The sequence below is a fragment of the Cryobacterium sp. MP_M3 genome (genome assembly GCF_015752155.1).
Taxonomy (GTDB): domain Bacteria; phylum Actinomycetota; class Actinomycetes; order Actinomycetales; family Microbacteriaceae; genus Cryobacterium.
On the sequence record NZ_JADOVI010000016.1, the window covers coordinates 63,027 to 79,100 of the forward strand.

Below are 16,074 nucleotides of genomic sequence, written 5' to 3' on the forward strand. Positions count from 1 at the left end.
CGAGCCTAGCCGCCTCAGGCGACCAGGCCCGCGCCGAACTCCTCGATCCCGATCAGCGGCTTGATCGTGGCCTGCACCTGGCCACGGATGAAATTGCGACGGATGACGTTGTCGCAGTACACGTTGCCGATGGCTCCGAGCACCATGGCCTGGTCGAGCGAGAGGTAGCGTTCGGCGATGAGACCCGACTTGACCGCGACCGCATCGTAGAATCCGCCCTCGCCGTAGGCCTTCAGTTCCCGCTCGATCCGGGACAGATTGTCGAAGGCCGCCGCTGGTTCGTATTGCATGGCCAGGAACGCGGCGTGCGGGGTGACCACTCCATCGCCCCAGGCCGGTGTCGGGTTCACGCCCACGCGGCATCCGTCGAACCCTCTGTCGAGGTGGGTGCGCTCGAGGTCGGACACGTAGCCGTCCGGGCTCATCCCGATCGCCTCGACCCCCCACTCGCTGTAGCCGCCGCCTGGCCGGCTGGCCGGCGAGAAGCCCCAGTAGCCGTACTTCGCGTCGTCGAGTCCGAACTCCCGCTGGGCCCGCACGGTCAGCGGGTGGTTCACTCCCCAGGCCTTCGGGGCCCAGCCGGCCTCCGGCACGAACAGGTCCGGCATCAGGGCCTCGAACATGTCGCCGCCCCAGCTGGGCACGATGTGCATGCCCCGGTAGGTGAACGCCCCCTCGAAGACGTCGATGCCCTGGTAGCTCCGGCGCACACCGACCGGCTTCTGCTCCAGCCAGGACCAGTCGCAGCTCTCGGGGAAGACCCGCTGGGTGGCGAAGTAGTGCGCGGCGGGGATCTGGCCGCGGGAGATGCCGATGTAGCTGGCGATGCGCGGCTCGCTGACGTGGATGTCGTAGTGGTTGAGGGTGTAGAAGACGTTCTCGCCGGCGCCGAGGTAGTTTCCCTCGACGGTGTCGACGGCCGGCTTCTTGTCCCAGAAGCCGCCGCGCAGCAGCCCGGCGACGATGCCGGGGCGGGCGTCCTTGTTGTAGAACATACCGAAGTTCATTTTGCCGAGGATGGCGTCGGCCTGCCGGGCGACCCGCGGCTCCGCGTTCCGGATCACCATGAGGGCCGCGGCGAACCAGCCGTTGTCGACGCTGGAGAGGAACGGGTAGACGGTGTTGCCGTCCTCCGGCCAGACCGTGACGACGTCACCCGAGGCTTCGTCGTACCAGTTGTAGTACATGCCGCTCGGCTCGTGGTGCTTGAGCCTGGCGAGGGTGGTGAGGGTCTGGCTGAGCCGGCGCCGGCACTCCCCTGCGCTGATGATGCCGAGCTCGCGGGCGACGACGACGCTCCACAGGTAGCCGCCGATGTTGGTCGGCGAGGTGTAGCCGCTGCGTTTCGGGGCGCCGAGCGGGCCGCTGATGTTGTCGGCGGAGAGCCCCGTGATCGGGTCGGTCATGGCGACGAGGGATGCCCAGGTGTCGCGCCCCCAGCGCAGGATCGTGCCCTTGTCGACGCCGCGACCGAACCCGCTCCGCACCGCGGATGCCCCGGCGAGGGTGGCGGCCGTGGCCCGGCCGGGTGGAGCCGAGGCCATCCCGAGCGCGGCGATCGCCGCTCCCCCGACGAGGAACTGGCGGCGGGTGGCGCCGGGGGCGGCGATTGCACTGAGCGAGGTAGCGGTCATGGCTGGTCGGAGTTCCTTCGTGTCGTCGTTGACGTTCCGGCATCGGCCGCCCGGGATTCCGGCCCCGGAAATCGAGCAGGGACAGCGGCGGCGCGTGCACGTGACTTCGAGCGTAAGCGCATACATTCCGGGTCGCAACCCACTGGCGGCGATTGATTGCGGCTGGTGCACCCCTCGCGTCGCCCGACCTGCCCACCCGTTCGATTGCGGAGAAAACACCCTCATCGCCCTGACGAAGGTGCATTCTCCGCAACTCAACGCGGCGTCGTCCCATCGATGCGTGGTCGCGACGCCTCGCGGGTCAGGCGCTGTTCGGGTCAGGCGCCCGCGTAGGCGCTGCGGAGCCCGGCGATCTCGATCTTCGTCATGGCGAGCATCGCCTGCATGACCCGGCCCGAGCGCTCCGGGTCGGGGTCGCCGAGGAGCTCGCCGAGGAGCGGCGGCACGACCTGCCAGGAGAGGCCGAACTTGTCCTTCAGCCAGCCGCACCGGCCTGGTTCGCCGCCCTCGGTGAGCTTCGCCCACAGGTCGTCGATGACGGGCTGGGTGTCGGCTCGCACGAAGGAGGAGACAGCCTCGGTGAACGGGAACTGCGGCCCGCCGTTCACGGCCTGGAACTCGAGGCCGTCGAGCGCGAACGACGCCGCCATGACCGTGCCACCGACACCGGGCATGCCGTCGGGGTACCGGGACACGCTGCGCAACTCGGAATTGGGGAAGACCGACACATAGAACCTGGCGGCTTCCTCGGCCTGACTGTCGAACCAGAGGAACGGACTGATCGTCTGCATGGGAACTCCTTCGTGGGCGAGGGAGGCATCCGGTACGGTTCAGTCAGACGGATGCACCGCACGGCCCGGGCTACATGGCGAGCGCCACGATCGACTGGGCCCAGATGAAGAACTTGTTCGTGCCGAGGTCGCCGACCGTGACGATCCCGAAGGCTGCCTTGAGGTGCTCTGCGTCGCTGTCGCTCACGCCCTGGAGTGAGGCGACCGGTGAGTTGACCAGTTCCTCCAGGGGCAGCTCCTCATAGGCTTTGTCGAGTTTGGTTGCCAATCCGGCCATGGTGTACCTCCGAGCGTGGGAACTGATCGAACTTCGATGGTAGTGAAGGATGCCGCTCCGGCGCTAGAGGGAGCGGCACCGCCCCGGAGCGTAGTCTGAGGTCACCGGCCAACCGGTCGACGATGATGTTCCGTGGCGAAGAAGAGAGCGTGTCATGAGCGGCAAATACGAAGTGTATGTCGACAGGTCCGGCGGCTACCAGTTCAGGCTCAAGGCCAACAACGGCGAGGTCATCGCCACCTCGGACAGCTACAAGACGAAGGTCGCCGCGCTCAAGGGGATCGAGTCGTTGAAATCACACGCCAAGTCCCACGTCGTCGACCTGACCGAACCCGCCAGCTGACACGGGAATCGCCGCCCACCCGGCTCAGGCCGAGGGACGGCGATTCCGGCCCGGTGCGGCTCAGCCGTTGATCACCTGGGGAACGCCGAGCGCCTTGAGTCCTTCGACGCCGAATTCGAGCCCGTAGCCGGACTGCTTGGCTCCGCCGAACGGGATCATCGGGTGCACTCCGCCGTGCCCGTTGATCCAGACGGTGCCGGCCTCGAGGCGAGCGGCCACTTCGCGCGCCTTCGCCAGGTCGGGCGACCAGACCGAGCCGCCGAGTCCGACGTCGACGCCGTTGGCCTGCGCGATCACGTCGTCGAGGTCGGTGAAGCGGATGATCGGCAGCGCCGGGCCGAACTGCTCCTCCAGCACGAGCGGGTTGGCGTTGTCGATGTCGGCGATGAGCGTGGTCGGGTAGAAGTAACCCGGCTGGTCCAGGCTCGGGTTGCCACCGAGGAGGACGCGCGCTCCGGAATTCTTCGCGGCGTCGACCAGGCGGGACACGATGTCGAACTGCGCCTTGTTCTGCAGCGGTCCGAGCACGTTCTTCTCGTCCATTCCGACTCCCATCGGCATGGTCTCGGCGACGGCGGTGAGCTCTGTGCAGACCGCGTCATAGATGTCGTCGTGCACGTACAGGCGCTTGAGCGCCGCGCAAGTCTGGCCGGTGTTGATGAACGCACCCCAGAACAGGCCCTCCGCGATCGCCTTCGGGTCGGCGTCGGAGAGCACGATGCCGGCGTCGTTGCCGCCCAGCTCGAGGGTGAGGCGCTTGACCGTGTCGGCGGAGCTCTTGATGATCGCCTTGCCGGTGGCGGTCGACCCGGTGAACATGACCTTGCCGATTCCCGGGTGGCTGGAGAGCCGCGCACCGACCTCGCGGTCGCCGCAGACGACGCTCAGCAGACCGGCCGGAAGCTCCTGGTTCATCACCGCGACGAGGGCGAGAACGCTCAGCGGCGTGTACTCGGACGGCTTGACGACGACCGCGTTGCCCATCCTCAGGGCCGGCGCGATCTGCCAGACCGCGATCATCATCGGCCAGTTCCACGGGCCGATGGCACCCACGACGCCGATCGGGCGGTAGTGCAGTTCGGCGTGGGTCTGACCGTCATCGACGATCACCTCGGCCTCCAGCGGGGTCGCGGCGGTGGCGCGCAGCCAGGCGGAGCAGGCGCCGACCTCGAACCGGGCATTCGGACCGTTGAGCGGCTTGCCCTGCTCCCGGGAGAGCAGCTCTGCGAGGGGCTCCGCGGCGGCGTCGATGGCGTCGGCCACCCGGTTCAGGGTCGCGATTCGCTTCGCGTGGCCCAGTGCGGCCCAGGCCGGCTGGGCGGCGACCGCCGCGGCGACGGCGCGGTCGAGATCGTCCACGGTGTGCACCGGCGCCAGGCCGACCACGGCTCCCGTCGCGGGGTCCAGGATCTCCCTCGTCGGTCCCGACTTCGGTGTGATCTTCTCGAGAAGTGCGTCGTAGCTGTCCATGGGTCCTCCACTATGAGTCCGTTAGTACCCTGACCGTATCCAGTGGGGTTGCCGCCCCGTTTGTTGGTGCGCGCAGCGTGGTTGTCAGTCGGTGCCGACCGGGTCACCGCTCACGCCGCGGTCGGCCTCGGCTGCGCCGTCCGGCATCCGTCAGACGCGCGATCCGCCGAGCGCATTCTCATAGACGTCGATGGCGGTGGCGATCCCGTCCTCGCTGCGGATGCCCGCGGCGAGTTCTCTGGCACGCTGCTGCATCGGCCTGTCGGCGAGGGCCCTGCCCAGTGCGTCAGCGAGACGCGCCGAGGTGAGCCGGCGCTGCGAAAAGGATGACAGGCCGACACCGAGGTCAACCACGCGGCTTCCCCAGAAGGGCTGGTCGACGGTGAACGGCACCACGATGCCGGGCACTCCGGCACGCAGGCCGGCCGCGGTGGTGCCGGCCCCTCCGTGGTGCACGACGGCCGCCATCCGCGGGAACAGCCACTCGTGTGGCACCGATTCCTGGACGAGCACGCGACCGCCCCCGTCGAGGTCGGTCAGTCCGCCCCAGCCGGAGAGCAGTACGGCTCGCACTCCTGCCGCGCGGACAGCCTCGAGCACGATCGCCGTTCGCTTCGCCGGGTCAGTGCCGCTGATGCTCCCGAACCCGATGCTCACCGCGGGACCGCGAGCGAGGAACTCCTCCAGCTCGGGCGATGGCTGCCAGGTGGGGTCTTCGGCGGGAAACCAATACCCCGTCGTGTGGTTCCGGGCGCCGGGAACCGTGAGCACCCGAGGGCTGATCGCGTAGAGCGCCGGCTGATCAGCTGTGGCGGTCGACCGGCCGGACAGCCCCAGAACCTCGCGCCGGGCATCCGCCATCGGCTTCGCGAACGGCGCCCAGAGGGCGAGCGAGGTGAGACGGTGGCCGAGGACATTCGGTCGCACCCGGGGCGTCAGCACACCCGGGTAAGCGGTGGCGGGCGCATCGATGGGCTGCAAGTGCGCGGGGATGAACGGCACCCCCAGCCTGTCGGCAACACCGAGACCGACGACCATTCCTCCGACACCGCCGGTGAGGGCGTCCACCCCCTGCGCAGCCTCCAAGGTTTCCCGGGTCCAGGTACGCAGTCGGGCGCCCATTTCCGCGGCAACCATCCGCATGCTCGCGCCGGACCCCCGCTCGGTGGCGCCCTGCGCACGCCGAATATCCTCGCGCGAATTTCCGGACAGCCCGGCGAAGGGGATGCCGCTGCCCTCGACCAGCGGGGAGAAATCCGCGGGGGCGATCAGCCTCGGCTCGTGCCCGCGCGCCTTCAGCCGAAGTGCCAATGCCGCGTACGGTTCGACCCCGCCCCTGGTGTCATTGGCGACAATTCCGATGCGCACGATTCCTCCGAGGAGCCCGACGGGCGAAAAAGGCCCCGACATCCCGGAACGAACCGGGGTGCAGGGGCCGAAGTGCGGAGACGGTGGGATTTGAACTCTGGCCCGGCGATCATCTGCAAGGTTAATCACTCACAATCCGCGTAATTTCGGGGAAGTTGGATCACAGGAAAGACTTCAAATCACGTGGATTCATGGTAAATGTTGCCATTTTGTTGCCACGACCGCCAGCCGGACGGCCAACTTCCTGAAAGAGGGAAGTAAGAGATCGGCGTGTTGAAGTGCCCGTTGGGGGAACGCCTTGCGGACGTTTGTCAGCAGAACATCGCGATGCCGAGAAACCCAAGCGGCGCCGCGGACGAGACCCGATCAATCATGAGAGTGCCGGCTCCGTGCGGGCGACATACGTGCTCGTGCGCGGCCGCCAGGGCGCACAATTCGCCAGCGCGGCGCTGCCCAACCTCCGCCCGGATACTGTGCACAATTGTGGCTCTGGGGCTACCAGTGCCGGGGTTTTTGGCATGCTCACCGCTCGATGAATTGCGCACGTCGGCGGTCGTCAGATGACGAGGGTCTGGTCGACCAGGCTTTGGGCAACTTGTGACAACATCAGATGGTTGCTGCGAGCGTGGTTCCTGAGTAGCGTGAATGCTTCCTCCATAGAGACTGCGTGAGAGTGCGCGATGACGCCTTTGGCTTGTTCAATCACGACTCGGGAGTTCAAAGCGATCGTCAGATGCTCCCGCACGGAATTGCTTTCTCGGACTGTGCGTTCCTGCAGAATCCCGATCGTGGCCACATCGGCCAAGGCTTGGGCCGCGCGCACGTCCTGTTGGCGCAGGGCACCAGGGACGCTGGACAGCAGGTTGAGGGCGCCAATTGTCGTTTTGCGCAGTCGCAACGGAATCGCATGGACTGCAGCGAAACCCTGTTCCCGCGCGCTGTCCCGAAACCGCTGCCAGGCGGGCGGGCTGTCCTCTACGTCTGGCAGGGAGACTACGGATCCGGTGGTGAAACATTCCACGCAGGGGCCTGCCCGGGCGCTCAGTTGCATGACTTCGACGAGTCGGCTGGCCTCGCTGGTCGAGGCGACAACTTCGAGCTCGCCGTCGGCGTCGGCCAGGAGAATGCCAGCCGCGGCAATGTCGAAGAGGCTGGCGCAACTTTCCACCAATGTCTGTAAGAGATCCACGACGTCGTAACCGGCGACAAGGGTGTCAGCGAGGGTCGCGAACGTATCGATCAAACGGTCTTCTCTCGTTTCATCAATCATGAGATTCCTCGATCTGGTGTTCATTTACCGCGAAACTCAATCGCCGGTCGATGATCTCCTCCGCGATCTCCTGCATCGATCGGCCAACGGCGAAGGTATGGCCCTGGATAACCAGACGGGCGTCCAGAGCAGAAATCCCGAGTTGAGAGAGCACCATGCCGGTGGCCTGATGCACTTCACGACGAGAGAACTGTCTGCGAGTGTCGGTGTCGACCTCGCTATCGCTCTGGGACAGCCTGATGGCTCGAGAGAGAACGAGACGGCTGACGACGGTCGCGAGGCCCGAGGTTCGCCGGATGTCTAGATCACTGAGATGACTGGGCCGACTCGTATACAAGTCGATCGCCCCGATGCGTAAGGGGCCCAGCGACAGGGGGAAAGCGAAAAGCGCACCGAGCTCATCGGCGATGATTGCTTCCGAGAACGCCGGCCAGATCCGGTTGGGCCGTTCGCGAATGTTCGGCTCGAAGACCGGCTTCCCAGTTTCAAGAGCATCCCAACAGGGGCCTTCGCCCAGATCGAATTGCAGTTCGTCCAACCGAAGCGATTGGGCGTCACTTGCCGAGATCGTTTCAGCGGGGAGAAAGTCACCGAAGGTCGAGATTGACAGCCCATCCACGGGCAGCAGTCCGAGGAAAGGCTCGTATAGACGGGACTCAGTTCCCGCCAACGCGGTCAACGTTTCTTCGGCTCCCGAAAATCGATCAGGCATCGCAATCCCTCCCACGATTCCTACAGGTTCCCCGTCTCAGACACGATCCCTTCACAGTACGAACGTACTCCGCAATACCTTGATTTGGGGCGCATTGGGTCTCCGATACTCCCGCCGCCACCGACGAGCGTCTCACGAGGTCGACCTGGGTGCGCGCGCCATCGAGCAGCGTGGCACAGTCGCACGATCCGACTATCAGCGTCCGCCGTGGCCCAAACGGCAGCGAGAATGCGACCGGCAAGTTAAAGGAGCACGGCCAGGCATCGTGGGGGGCGGACAGCCGAGACTCGTCTTCAGGAGAGTGACTCGTTTCGCTGGGGTGGCCCTGAAGCCGCGGGCGAGGCGGGTGGCGTTCTGAATCCGATCCGGAGGGCGCCGGCGGAGCCGGTCGCGGCGATGTGATAGGCGAGCGCTCCCAGTACGCCCAGTACGGTGCAGCCCAGCAGGGTGAGGAGCCCGACCCCGGCGCAGACGTTCCAGAGGTGGTCCGCGTTCATCAGGGAGCTCATGCTCCTGAGCACCCCAGTCGAAGTGAGACCCGCCAGTAGGGTGTCAGCCTGGGTGAAGATGCCTGCCTGGGTGAGGAATGTCCACGCTGCGAGGGTGGCCAGGACTGCCAGGGCACCCGAGGCGATTCCCATCAGGACGGATGTCTTCAGGGCCGACCATACGTCCAGAGACACCCACGTCAGTCGAATCTGTTTACCCGGCTCGCGCGGGTTCAGGCCCCGTTTCCCTGCCCGGTCCGCAGCACGATTCATGAACGCCCCCACTCATTCCAACCCGATTCGTTGCCCGCCCCGGTCGGGGCATCCTTCGGACCCGGTCGTGGACCCTGACAACCCACCCAGTCAGGGAGCGCACAAACCGCACCGGTATCTCTGGCAATAACCTAGCCGATACCCAGCCCGCCCCACCGTTCGGGGTTCCTGCACGGTGCTCTCCGCCTCGGGGACTGGCGCAAGGGCCTTGGCCCCAGTCTTGTGCGGGGCCAAGGTGAGGTGTATGAAAAGGATCTCCTACGGTGGGGCATCGTTTCTGACTCCCGATGGCGTCGCGGACGCTCTCCTGGAGTTGGTCACCGCGCTGGGAATCAGCCACGCCAACGAGACTCTGGACCTCCCTGCGTGGATGATCACGGAAACAACATGATCGTGACCATGATCGTGGGGCCGACGACTGCGCTGATGAGTATCCCTGAGGACTCCCAGTGGACAGGACCCGACACCACCCTGGTGCTTGCCGTGCTCAACGCACGCATCCAGGCACTTACTGCACCGAAGTCGTATCCAATAGAGGAAACCATCGCGACCACCGACGACGACTGGCACGACGTCGACTTCACCGAATAGCCACAGACCCGCATTCCGCGGCGCTCACGCCACCGTGAAGTCAAGTGCGGCCGGCCGCCCGTCCGCTGGAACAAGCACGGTGAACGGTGGCCAGTTACTTCAGAACGGCCGTCACCCGGGCGGAGGCCTCACTCGCTCGATCGCACGCCATCGAACACGTCTCCCTGCCCTCATGCTGGCCAGCAAACACACCTGCGGTCTTCGACACCGCCCGACACATGGTCAGTCGCTGAAACGATGTTGACCGGCCGCGGGACTCCTGCCCAGACATCACCCCTCACTGACTGTCACGAGCGTCTCACACGCCGCACGACAGATCAGAATCCGACGACGGATCACCACAACCAACACGTCGACGTCACACGTGCAGCCGCCACAACCCCACCGGGACAATCCCAAAGCGCGAAAGCCACATTGACAGGCTGGCTCCAGCTGGCTGTTCCTCGCGAACTGCTACGGCCGGCTCCTCAGCCGGACCCCGGCCAATTGCGGGTCGGCTCCGGACGCAGGCGCTGCAGTCCGAACCTCCCAATCATGACCCGCGCTACAGTATCGCCATGAACGATCCCACCGCACGCCGGTCCCAACCCAGATACCGGGTTGAGTCCCACCGGAGCGCGGTTGCCGCGCGACGTTCTCTCGCACTCGATCGGTGAGAGTTCACCGCTCATGAGTCCCGTCTCGACAACCTGGCCGCCCCACACCGACCGACCAAATCAGGGCTGCCCAAACCCATATCCCTGCCCCGTCCGTGCGAGGCGCTGATATGGGAAAACTGACCTACAACTCGACCCTGACAGTCAATCTCGAGGACCGGTTACTCGCCCACCTCGAAGCGGCCATTGGCACCAAACTCCAACACGGCGAAGGCTGCTACTTCAGCTGGACCGACTGCCCAAGCGGAATCGGCCGCACCACCATCTGGTTACACCCCCAGATCTCCCTCTCCTACAAGTACGCCAGCAACAGCAGACCACCACTCAACGCCCACTGGATCCACGCCCTGCTCTTCACCGCCAACTCACCCGCCGGCCTGGAAATTGTCCTTGAACCCCGCCCCCAGCCACGAGTGCCCGGGCTAGAAGCCGCAGGTAACCAGGCCAGGGGAGACGTTACCTGATCTGTGGGAGTTCGAAATCGCAGGAAACATGCCATCAAGCCCAAGCTCTACCCGCCCAAGTTCCGCCGAGAGGATGTCGCCGTGGCCCGGAAGCACGGAGCCCCCCTGAATCTGATCGCGAACGCTGCGCGGGACACTCATGCGGTGAAATGGATGGCCAGGGGAGCGAGGCCAGGCCGGTCACACGGTCGGTCGCCAAAGGGGCCAAGAGGACAACTCCAGTGAGTTGATCGCGCTGTCGAACGCGGACTCGCCCTCCGATTCTCCCGGGCCCAGGTACCGCCCCAACCGATACGGTCGAATCGCGAGCGTGTGAGCTTCTCGTTGACCTCAAACTGCCAGACGTACCAACCCTGGAGAGCCGAAATTGAACACACCACCGTCAGCGATCGTTTTCGATGTCAACGAAACTCTCTCGGACATGTCACCCCTAAAGACCCGATTCGTTGACGTTGGCGCGCCGGACTATCTCGCCCGAGTGTGGTTCGCCGCCCTCTTGCGGGACGGGTTCGCTCTCGCAGCGGCAGGTGGCAGCGCGAAATTCGCGGTGATCGGCGCCGACGTCCTGCGCGAGGTCCTCCGCGACTTCGCCCTGACCTGGAGCCTGGACGACGCCGTCACCCACGTCATGGACGGCTTCGCGGGATTGAACCTTCACCCCGACATCGCAGACGGGATCCGGTCGCTCAAAGACGCGGGATTCCGCCTCGTGACCTTATCCAACGGGTCCGCCCAGGTGGCCGAGACCCTTCTCACCAGGGCGGAGATGCGGGAGGACTTCGAGGTCCTTCTCACGGTCGAGGACGCCCCGGCATGGAAACCCGTCCGTACCGCCTACACCTACGCCGCGGATGCCTGCGGGGTTCAGCCAGAAGACATGCTCCTGGTCGCCGTGCACCCCTGGGACATCCACGGGGCAGCCCAAGCAGGCATGCGCACCGCCTGGCTGAACCGAACCGACGCCGCCTATCCCCACTACTTCACCGCACCGGATTACACCGTTTGCACCCTGAGCGAGCTTGCTCCACGTCTCCTGACTTAGATCTCGGCATTGAACGCCGGGCGAGGCGACAGCTGTCGTGCCACAGGCAGAGCTACCGTGCCAAGTTGGCAGGTCTCTCCTCCCGGTTGGGACGAGACTTGACCAGCAGCACAACGCCGAGCCCAAGCCACCACAGCATTCCCAGTGGAATCAGTGCCACGGAGCCAAACCAGAGAAACTCGGGCAAGTCGATACGTGCTGCCGTCAGGAATGGACCAGCGATGAGCATCACGAGCCGAAGGCCGGCGACGACTCCCAAGACGCATAACCATCTCGGCAGGGCATGGGAGCGTGCCCCTGCGACACTGATACCCAGGGCCCAGACACAGAGCGTAAGGAGGCTCGCTTGGGCGAAACCATGGGTTCCCAACATTTGAATGGTCAGGTACGCGGACTCGCCCCATCCGCTGTTCATCCCGTCGAGGTAGAGCAACGGCCCTACCGACTCGCGCAAGACCCCCTGCATGAATAAGAATGCGGCCGACAAGAGACCGAGCGCGCTCAAGCTTCGGCGAGTGATACTGCTTGTGCGCGGGGCGAGAGCATCTGAGACGGCGAAACTCGCCACGATGAATGCGATCGCCATGATGAAAAGTGCAACCCAGGCCAGGGGGTAAAACTGCGGATACTGGCGCAGATAGTCCAGGCTCACTGCGGGGTCGTCGGTGTCGTCGAAGCCGAGAACCGGCGGCAGTAGCTCGAGCGTAAACCACGTGATGCCGCCGAGCCCGGCAATGACGAACGCCATGCCACCTGCACGAAACGCTGCCCGATTGGTGTTCCTGGCCGTCGTCTTCGCCGGCTCCGTAAGACTGTTGTTTTCGCTGGTTGCACGCATGGTGCACTCCTCATTGGGTGGCTCCGTGCTGGCAGTCATGGCGAGCCGGTCACGGTTTAACGATGCGCTGAATGCTACCCGCAAGGGCGACCGCGCGGAATGGATTCACCGTGACCTACGACTAATTGGGATACATCGAGACGAACGCTGACTAGGCCTTAATAGCGCCTGGGCACTCCTGGGCCCGCGGAGGGGGAATCTCTGCAACCTCACGCCTTGACAGTTCCGAGCACTGCGCGCTTTCGGCGTCGTTCATCGATGCACTAGCTGATGTCCATCCCAACGTTTTCCCAGCCGCAATCCTCGTTGGGGCATCTATCAATCCATTCCCGCAGACCGTCTTCCGTTCCTGGGGCGTAGGGACCAAGTTCGATAGTGGTGCCGCAATTAGGACAGATTCGCACTCTCACCCGGTCATAGTAGGCCGTATCTCGGTCGCTGAATAGGTTGCCCGGCCAAGGCCTTCAGCGGGCGATTCGCCAAAAGAAGTGGCGGTCTCGACAACGGGGAATGCGTTTGTCCGCTCTGGACCGCAAACGATTCCTTGCCTGACACTGGTCCTGGCCGGCGGGCCCACGAAAGAGAATTTCGCGGTCCCCGCACTGCGGAGCCTTGGTCCCTGAAGCCAACTTTGCGCCAGGGCCGGATTTAGCGCGGCCCAATGCGAATGGGCTGCTACGGTCAGGTGACCACGCGAATAAGGGCGAGACGATCTTCCGCGTCGATCGCAAGGGCACACCCGGCGTAAGCCGGGGTCGCAAAGGCACGGAACCCTCTGGGTCCGCCGGCCTACCGGACAGACAGGACCGACGCCAGATGGGCGCATTTTCGCGGGAATCGGCAGTTCGGACGAGCCTGAGCCGGGTGTTGAAGCGGCCAGACGGTATTGCGGAGAGCACACGGTGGCACTTCGCCGTACTCGCGTTGGTGTCACTGGTGCTGTCTCTGCCCGCAGCGTTCGTGTCGGCGCAGGGCAACGTCGCTGCGGTACTGGTCCTCTTAGGGGCGGCGCTGGTGTTGGCCTTTTCGTGTATCTATGTTTATGTGAGCCGGCAGGTTCCACTGTGGCTGGACTTGGTCGACGTCGTTGTGATTACCGCCTTTGGACTTGCCTGTCCCACCCCGACGACCGTCGTTGCCTACGTGTTCACCGCTGTCTGGTTTCGGGCCCTTTATGGCCCGACCTGGCGTTCACTGGTGCGATGCGCCTTTCTGGCCCTCGCCCTCTCGATCACGGTGGTGCTCTGGCCACTTGCCCCCGGCCACACGGCCGCACCCGCGACCGAGGGCTTGTTCGAATCCTTCCCGTTGTTGTTCCTCGCCGTTTTCATCGCCCGCCAACTGGGCGGTGGGTTGCTGGCTCGGGAGCAGGGCACCCGGCGTGACACTGCCCTGGCGGCCACCGGGTCGCAGTTGCTCGGTCTGACCGACTCAGTACCGATCCGGATTCTCGCCTGGACGGCGTGTACCGAGATCTGCGCCGCGACTCCCGGCCTGCACCTCCTCAAAGCCGTCCGGGATGGCACGGGCCTGCGGATCGCGGGAGCTGCTGGCGGCTACCTGACCATTCCCGTGACACTCCCCGGAACGGTAATCTCGACCACCCCGGATCCTGCCGACGCACGAGTTCTCGACTCGACGCCACTCGACGCCGCTGTTGGTGCCACGCTCGATTGGACCTGCGTGAGCCTGAGAGGTTTACACGAAAACGCGTGGATGCTGGTCGGAGCGCCGAAAAAGATACCCTCCGACGCCCTCTTGTCCGTCCGCGACCTGATCAACCAGGTGGCGCTGGCCCTGCGCAACAGCGATGTTCATCAACAGCTCACGGCGCAAGCACAATATGATTCCCTGACCGGGCTGGACAATCGCGCCTCGTTCACCGCGAAGCTCTCGGCCAGCCTCACCCGCCATGCACTGTTGGACGGCGTCCACGTCATGTTCCTTGACCTCGATGACTTCAAGGACGTCAACGACGTGTTGGGACATCGAGCCGGCGACGCGGCACTCATCGAGGTCGCGGCACGGCTGCGCGCATGCACTCGCCCCGATGACATCTGCGCACGTCTGGGCGGGGACGAGTTCGCCGTGGTTTTGCATGGCGCCACCGACCTGGTCGCTCGAGACGTGGCCCAGCGCATGGTGAACTCGCTGACCTCGCCCATTGTCATTGGCGGCCGCATCGCCCGGGTGGGCGCCAGTGTCGGGATTGCGACGGCGACGTCCGAAATCGACATTGACGAGCTTGTGCATCAGGCAGATGTCGCGATGTACGCGGCCAAAGCCAACGGCAAAGGCCAAGTTCAGGTCTATCACCGCGACCTCCTGCAGGTCGATGCCCCCCGCCTCACGCTCGAATGGCAGCTCCCCGGTGCTGCGGCCGCCGGGGAACTCGTCCTCCACTATCAACCGATCGTGTCGCTGCCCGAAACCCGATGCACCGGCGTGGAGGCCTTGGTGCGTTGGCAACACCCCGAACACGGTCTCCTCTTGCCCGGACACTTCATCGAGATCGCCGAACGCACCGGCGTCATCGTCGACATCGGCGCCTTCGTGATCCGACAGGCCTGCACCGATGCCGCCACGTGGAGGGAAGTCCACCCCGGCATTCCCTTCGATGTGCACGTCAACGTGTCAGCTCGCGAACTCGACCATGACGACTTCATCGAAAAGGTGCTCGGATGCCTCGCCGACACAGGCATCCCGGCGGACATGCTTGTCCTTGAACTTACCGAAACCGTCATCCTGGATTGCCCACTCGCCATCGAACGGCTTCGTTCCTTGGCCGCGCACGGCATCAAGATCGCCATCGATGACTTCGGGACGGGGTACTCCTCACTGACCACACTGCGATCTCTGCCGGTTGACATCATCAAACTGGACATGAGTTTCGTCGCCGGCGCCCTTACAAACCCAGTCGATCGAACCGTGATCAACGCAATCGTGCGGATGAGCGCCGAACTCGGAATCCAGACAGTAGCCGAGGGAGTCGAATGCCTCGACGAGCAACACTTCCTGGAAGGAATCGGCACAAACGCTGCCCAAGGCTACCTTTACGCCCGACCAATGCCAGCTGACAAATACGCTGTCTGGCTGCAAAACAATCTCCACCAGGACGCAACGAAACTTGGCGCAGTCCTCACGGCTCCGCACGCCACCGTCTGACCGAGAAATGCTTCGCCACCGGTGTCTGGTCAGAAGGTGCCGAGCGATACAGGGTCTCTCTTGCGAAACGGCGGACCCCCTAGGGTTCATGCAGATCACAGATCTCCAAAATTCTCACCCTTGATCCGCGGCGAAACATGAAACTCCTTGCTCCTTCACTTCGCGTAGCTGTCACCTGCTCGTCACGACGGCAATAGGGTCCACCTTCTTCGACACCGCCACTCGCGCAACGATCAACCCGTTCAATTTCTTCGGGTTTTTCACGATGCAAAGCAACATTATTCTGGTCATCGTGCTCGCGGTGGTCGCCTTCCTGTCCTTCTCTGGTACAGGCCAGTCCGAACGGTTGGTTCTGGCTCGCGGTGGGCGCGGTTGTCGTGTAGGGGTTGACGCGGTGCAGGATTACTTGGGCGATGTGCGCGGGGCCGTAGATGTAGTCGTGGAAGTGCCCGGCGACGTAGATCCATCCCCTGGGGCACGGGGCGTCGAGGATGGGCGCGCCCTCGGGGGTGAATACCACGGGGTCATTGTGGTCGCTGTCGGTGCTGATGAGGTGTTGCACGACCCGGTACCCGGCGGCCGAGTAGTCGCGGTGGGTGAGTATTCGACCGTCTGAGCCCCACCCGATCGTGCGGTTGAGCCCCACCGTTCGTGCGGAAGAGCCCCAGTGGTGGTGTGGCTCAGCACCACCG

The 16,074-nt window shown here is 64.6% G+C and carries 15 protein-coding genes and 1 riboswitch; of the genes, 5 read left to right on the plus strand and 10 right to left on the minus strand.

Features of this window, described 5'->3' with window-relative positions; translation table 11 throughout:
• Positions 1-14 precede the first annotated feature (14 nt).
• From IWX89_RS15560 to IWX89_RS15570, 3 genes are all read right to left on the minus strand, one after another.
• Positions 15-1,634, minus strand: a complete 1,620-nt coding sequence (locus IWX89_RS15560; RefSeq protein WP_196904447.1) for a glucoamylase family protein — start codon at positions 1,632-1,634, stop codon at positions 15-17.
• A 317-nt stretch (positions 1,635-1,951) separates the two neighbouring features.
• The gene (locus IWX89_RS15565) at positions 1,952-2,425 is read right to left on the minus strand and encodes a VOC family protein (RefSeq protein WP_196904448.1); all 474 of its coding nucleotides are present in this window, start codon (positions 2,423-2,425) and stop codon (positions 1,952-1,954) included.
• Positions 2,426-2,495: 70 nt separating this feature from the next.
• Positions 2,496-2,702, minus strand: coding sequence for a hypothetical protein (locus IWX89_RS15570; RefSeq protein WP_196904449.1), 207 nt, complete (start codon positions 2,700-2,702; stop codon positions 2,496-2,498).
• 154 nt (positions 2,703-2,856) lie between these two features.
• Between IWX89_RS15570 and IWX89_RS15575 the strand changes: the two genes are divergently transcribed.
• Positions 2,857-3,045 (plus strand): DUF1508 domain-containing protein, encoded by a 189-nt coding sequence (locus IWX89_RS15575; RefSeq protein WP_196904450.1) that lies wholly within the window; start codon positions 2,857-2,859, stop codon positions 3,043-3,045.
• Positions 3,046-3,105: 60 nt separating this feature from the next.
• On the opposite strand, the gene IWX89_RS15580 is transcribed toward IWX89_RS15575, so the two are convergent.
• The 5 genes from IWX89_RS15580 to IWX89_RS15600 all read right to left on the minus strand — a co-directional run bounded on the left by IWX89_RS15580 (position 3,106) and on the right by IWX89_RS15600 (position 8,626).
• A complete protein-coding gene (locus tag IWX89_RS15580; RefSeq protein ID WP_196904451.1) occupies positions 3,106-4,515 on the minus strand; it encodes an aldehyde dehydrogenase family protein in 1,410 nt (469 codons plus the stop codon).
• Between the two features lie 150 nt (positions 4,516-4,665).
• The gene (locus IWX89_RS15585; RefSeq protein WP_196904452.1) at positions 4,666-5,883 is read right to left on the minus strand and encodes a glycosyltransferase; all 1,218 of its coding nucleotides are present in this window, start codon (positions 5,881-5,883) and stop codon (positions 4,666-4,668) included.
• A gap of 556 nt (positions 5,884-6,439) precedes the next feature.
• Complete coding sequence (locus tag IWX89_RS15590) at positions 6,440-7,153, minus strand: GAF and ANTAR domain-containing protein (protein WP_196904453.1); 714 nt, start codon at positions 7,151-7,153, stop codon at positions 6,440-6,442.
• Entirely contained in the window at positions 7,146-7,865 is a 720-nt protein-coding gene (locus tag IWX89_RS15595; RefSeq protein WP_196904454.1) for a GAF and ANTAR domain-containing protein, read from the minus strand. The genes IWX89_RS15590 and IWX89_RS15595 overlap by 8 nt, the downstream gene beginning before the upstream one ends.
• A 293-nt stretch (positions 7,866-8,158) precedes the next feature.
• Positions 8,159-8,626: a DUF3566 domain-containing protein gene (locus tag IWX89_RS15600; protein ID WP_255548628.1), complete on the minus strand. Its 468-nt coding sequence runs from the start codon at positions 8,624-8,626 to the stop codon at positions 8,159-8,161.
• Positions 8,627-8,992: 366 nt separating this feature from the next.
• On the opposite strand from IWX89_RS15600, the gene IWX89_RS15605 reads away from it, so the two are divergent.
• From IWX89_RS15605 to IWX89_RS15615, 3 genes are all read left to right on the plus strand, one after another.
• The gene (locus IWX89_RS15605; RefSeq protein ID WP_196904456.1) at positions 8,993-9,217 is read left to right on the plus strand and encodes a hypothetical protein; all 225 of its coding nucleotides are present in this window, start codon (positions 8,993-8,995) and stop codon (positions 9,215-9,217) included.
• A gap of 766 nt (positions 9,218-9,983) precedes the next feature.
• On the plus strand, positions 9,984-10,337 hold the full coding sequence (locus IWX89_RS15610; protein ID WP_196904457.1) for an ATP-dependent DNA ligase: 354 nt from the start codon (positions 9,984-9,986) through the stop codon (positions 10,335-10,337).
• Between the two features lie 367 nt (positions 10,338-10,704).
• Positions 10,705-11,379: a haloacid dehalogenase type II gene (locus IWX89_RS15615; RefSeq protein ID WP_255548629.1), complete on the plus strand. Its 675-nt coding sequence runs from the start codon at positions 10,705-10,707 to the stop codon at positions 11,377-11,379.
• A 52-nt stretch (positions 11,380-11,431) separates the two neighbouring features.
• Here IWX89_RS15615 and IWX89_RS15620 read toward each other — a convergent pair whose 3' ends face one another.
• The gene (locus IWX89_RS15620; protein ID WP_196904459.1) at positions 11,432-12,217 is read right to left on the minus strand and encodes a DUF4386 family protein; all 786 of its coding nucleotides are present in this window, start codon (positions 12,215-12,217) and stop codon (positions 11,432-11,434) included.
• Between the two features lie 722 nt (positions 12,218-12,939).
• A riboswitch (cyclic di-GMP riboswitch) is annotated at positions 12,940-13,014 on the plus strand.
• Between the two features lie 19 nt (positions 13,015-13,033).
• Here IWX89_RS15620 and IWX89_RS15625 point away from each other — a divergent pair.
• Positions 13,034-15,382, plus strand: coding sequence for a bifunctional diguanylate cyclase/phosphodiesterase (locus IWX89_RS15625; protein WP_196904460.1), 2,349 nt, complete (start codon positions 13,034-13,036; stop codon positions 15,380-15,382).
• Between the two features lie 79 nt (positions 15,383-15,461).
• Here IWX89_RS15625 and IWX89_RS15630 read toward each other — a convergent pair.
• A partial coding sequence (locus IWX89_RS15630) for a hypothetical protein (RefSeq protein WP_231383380.1) occupies positions 15,462-16,074 on the minus strand: 613 nt, incomplete at its 5' end.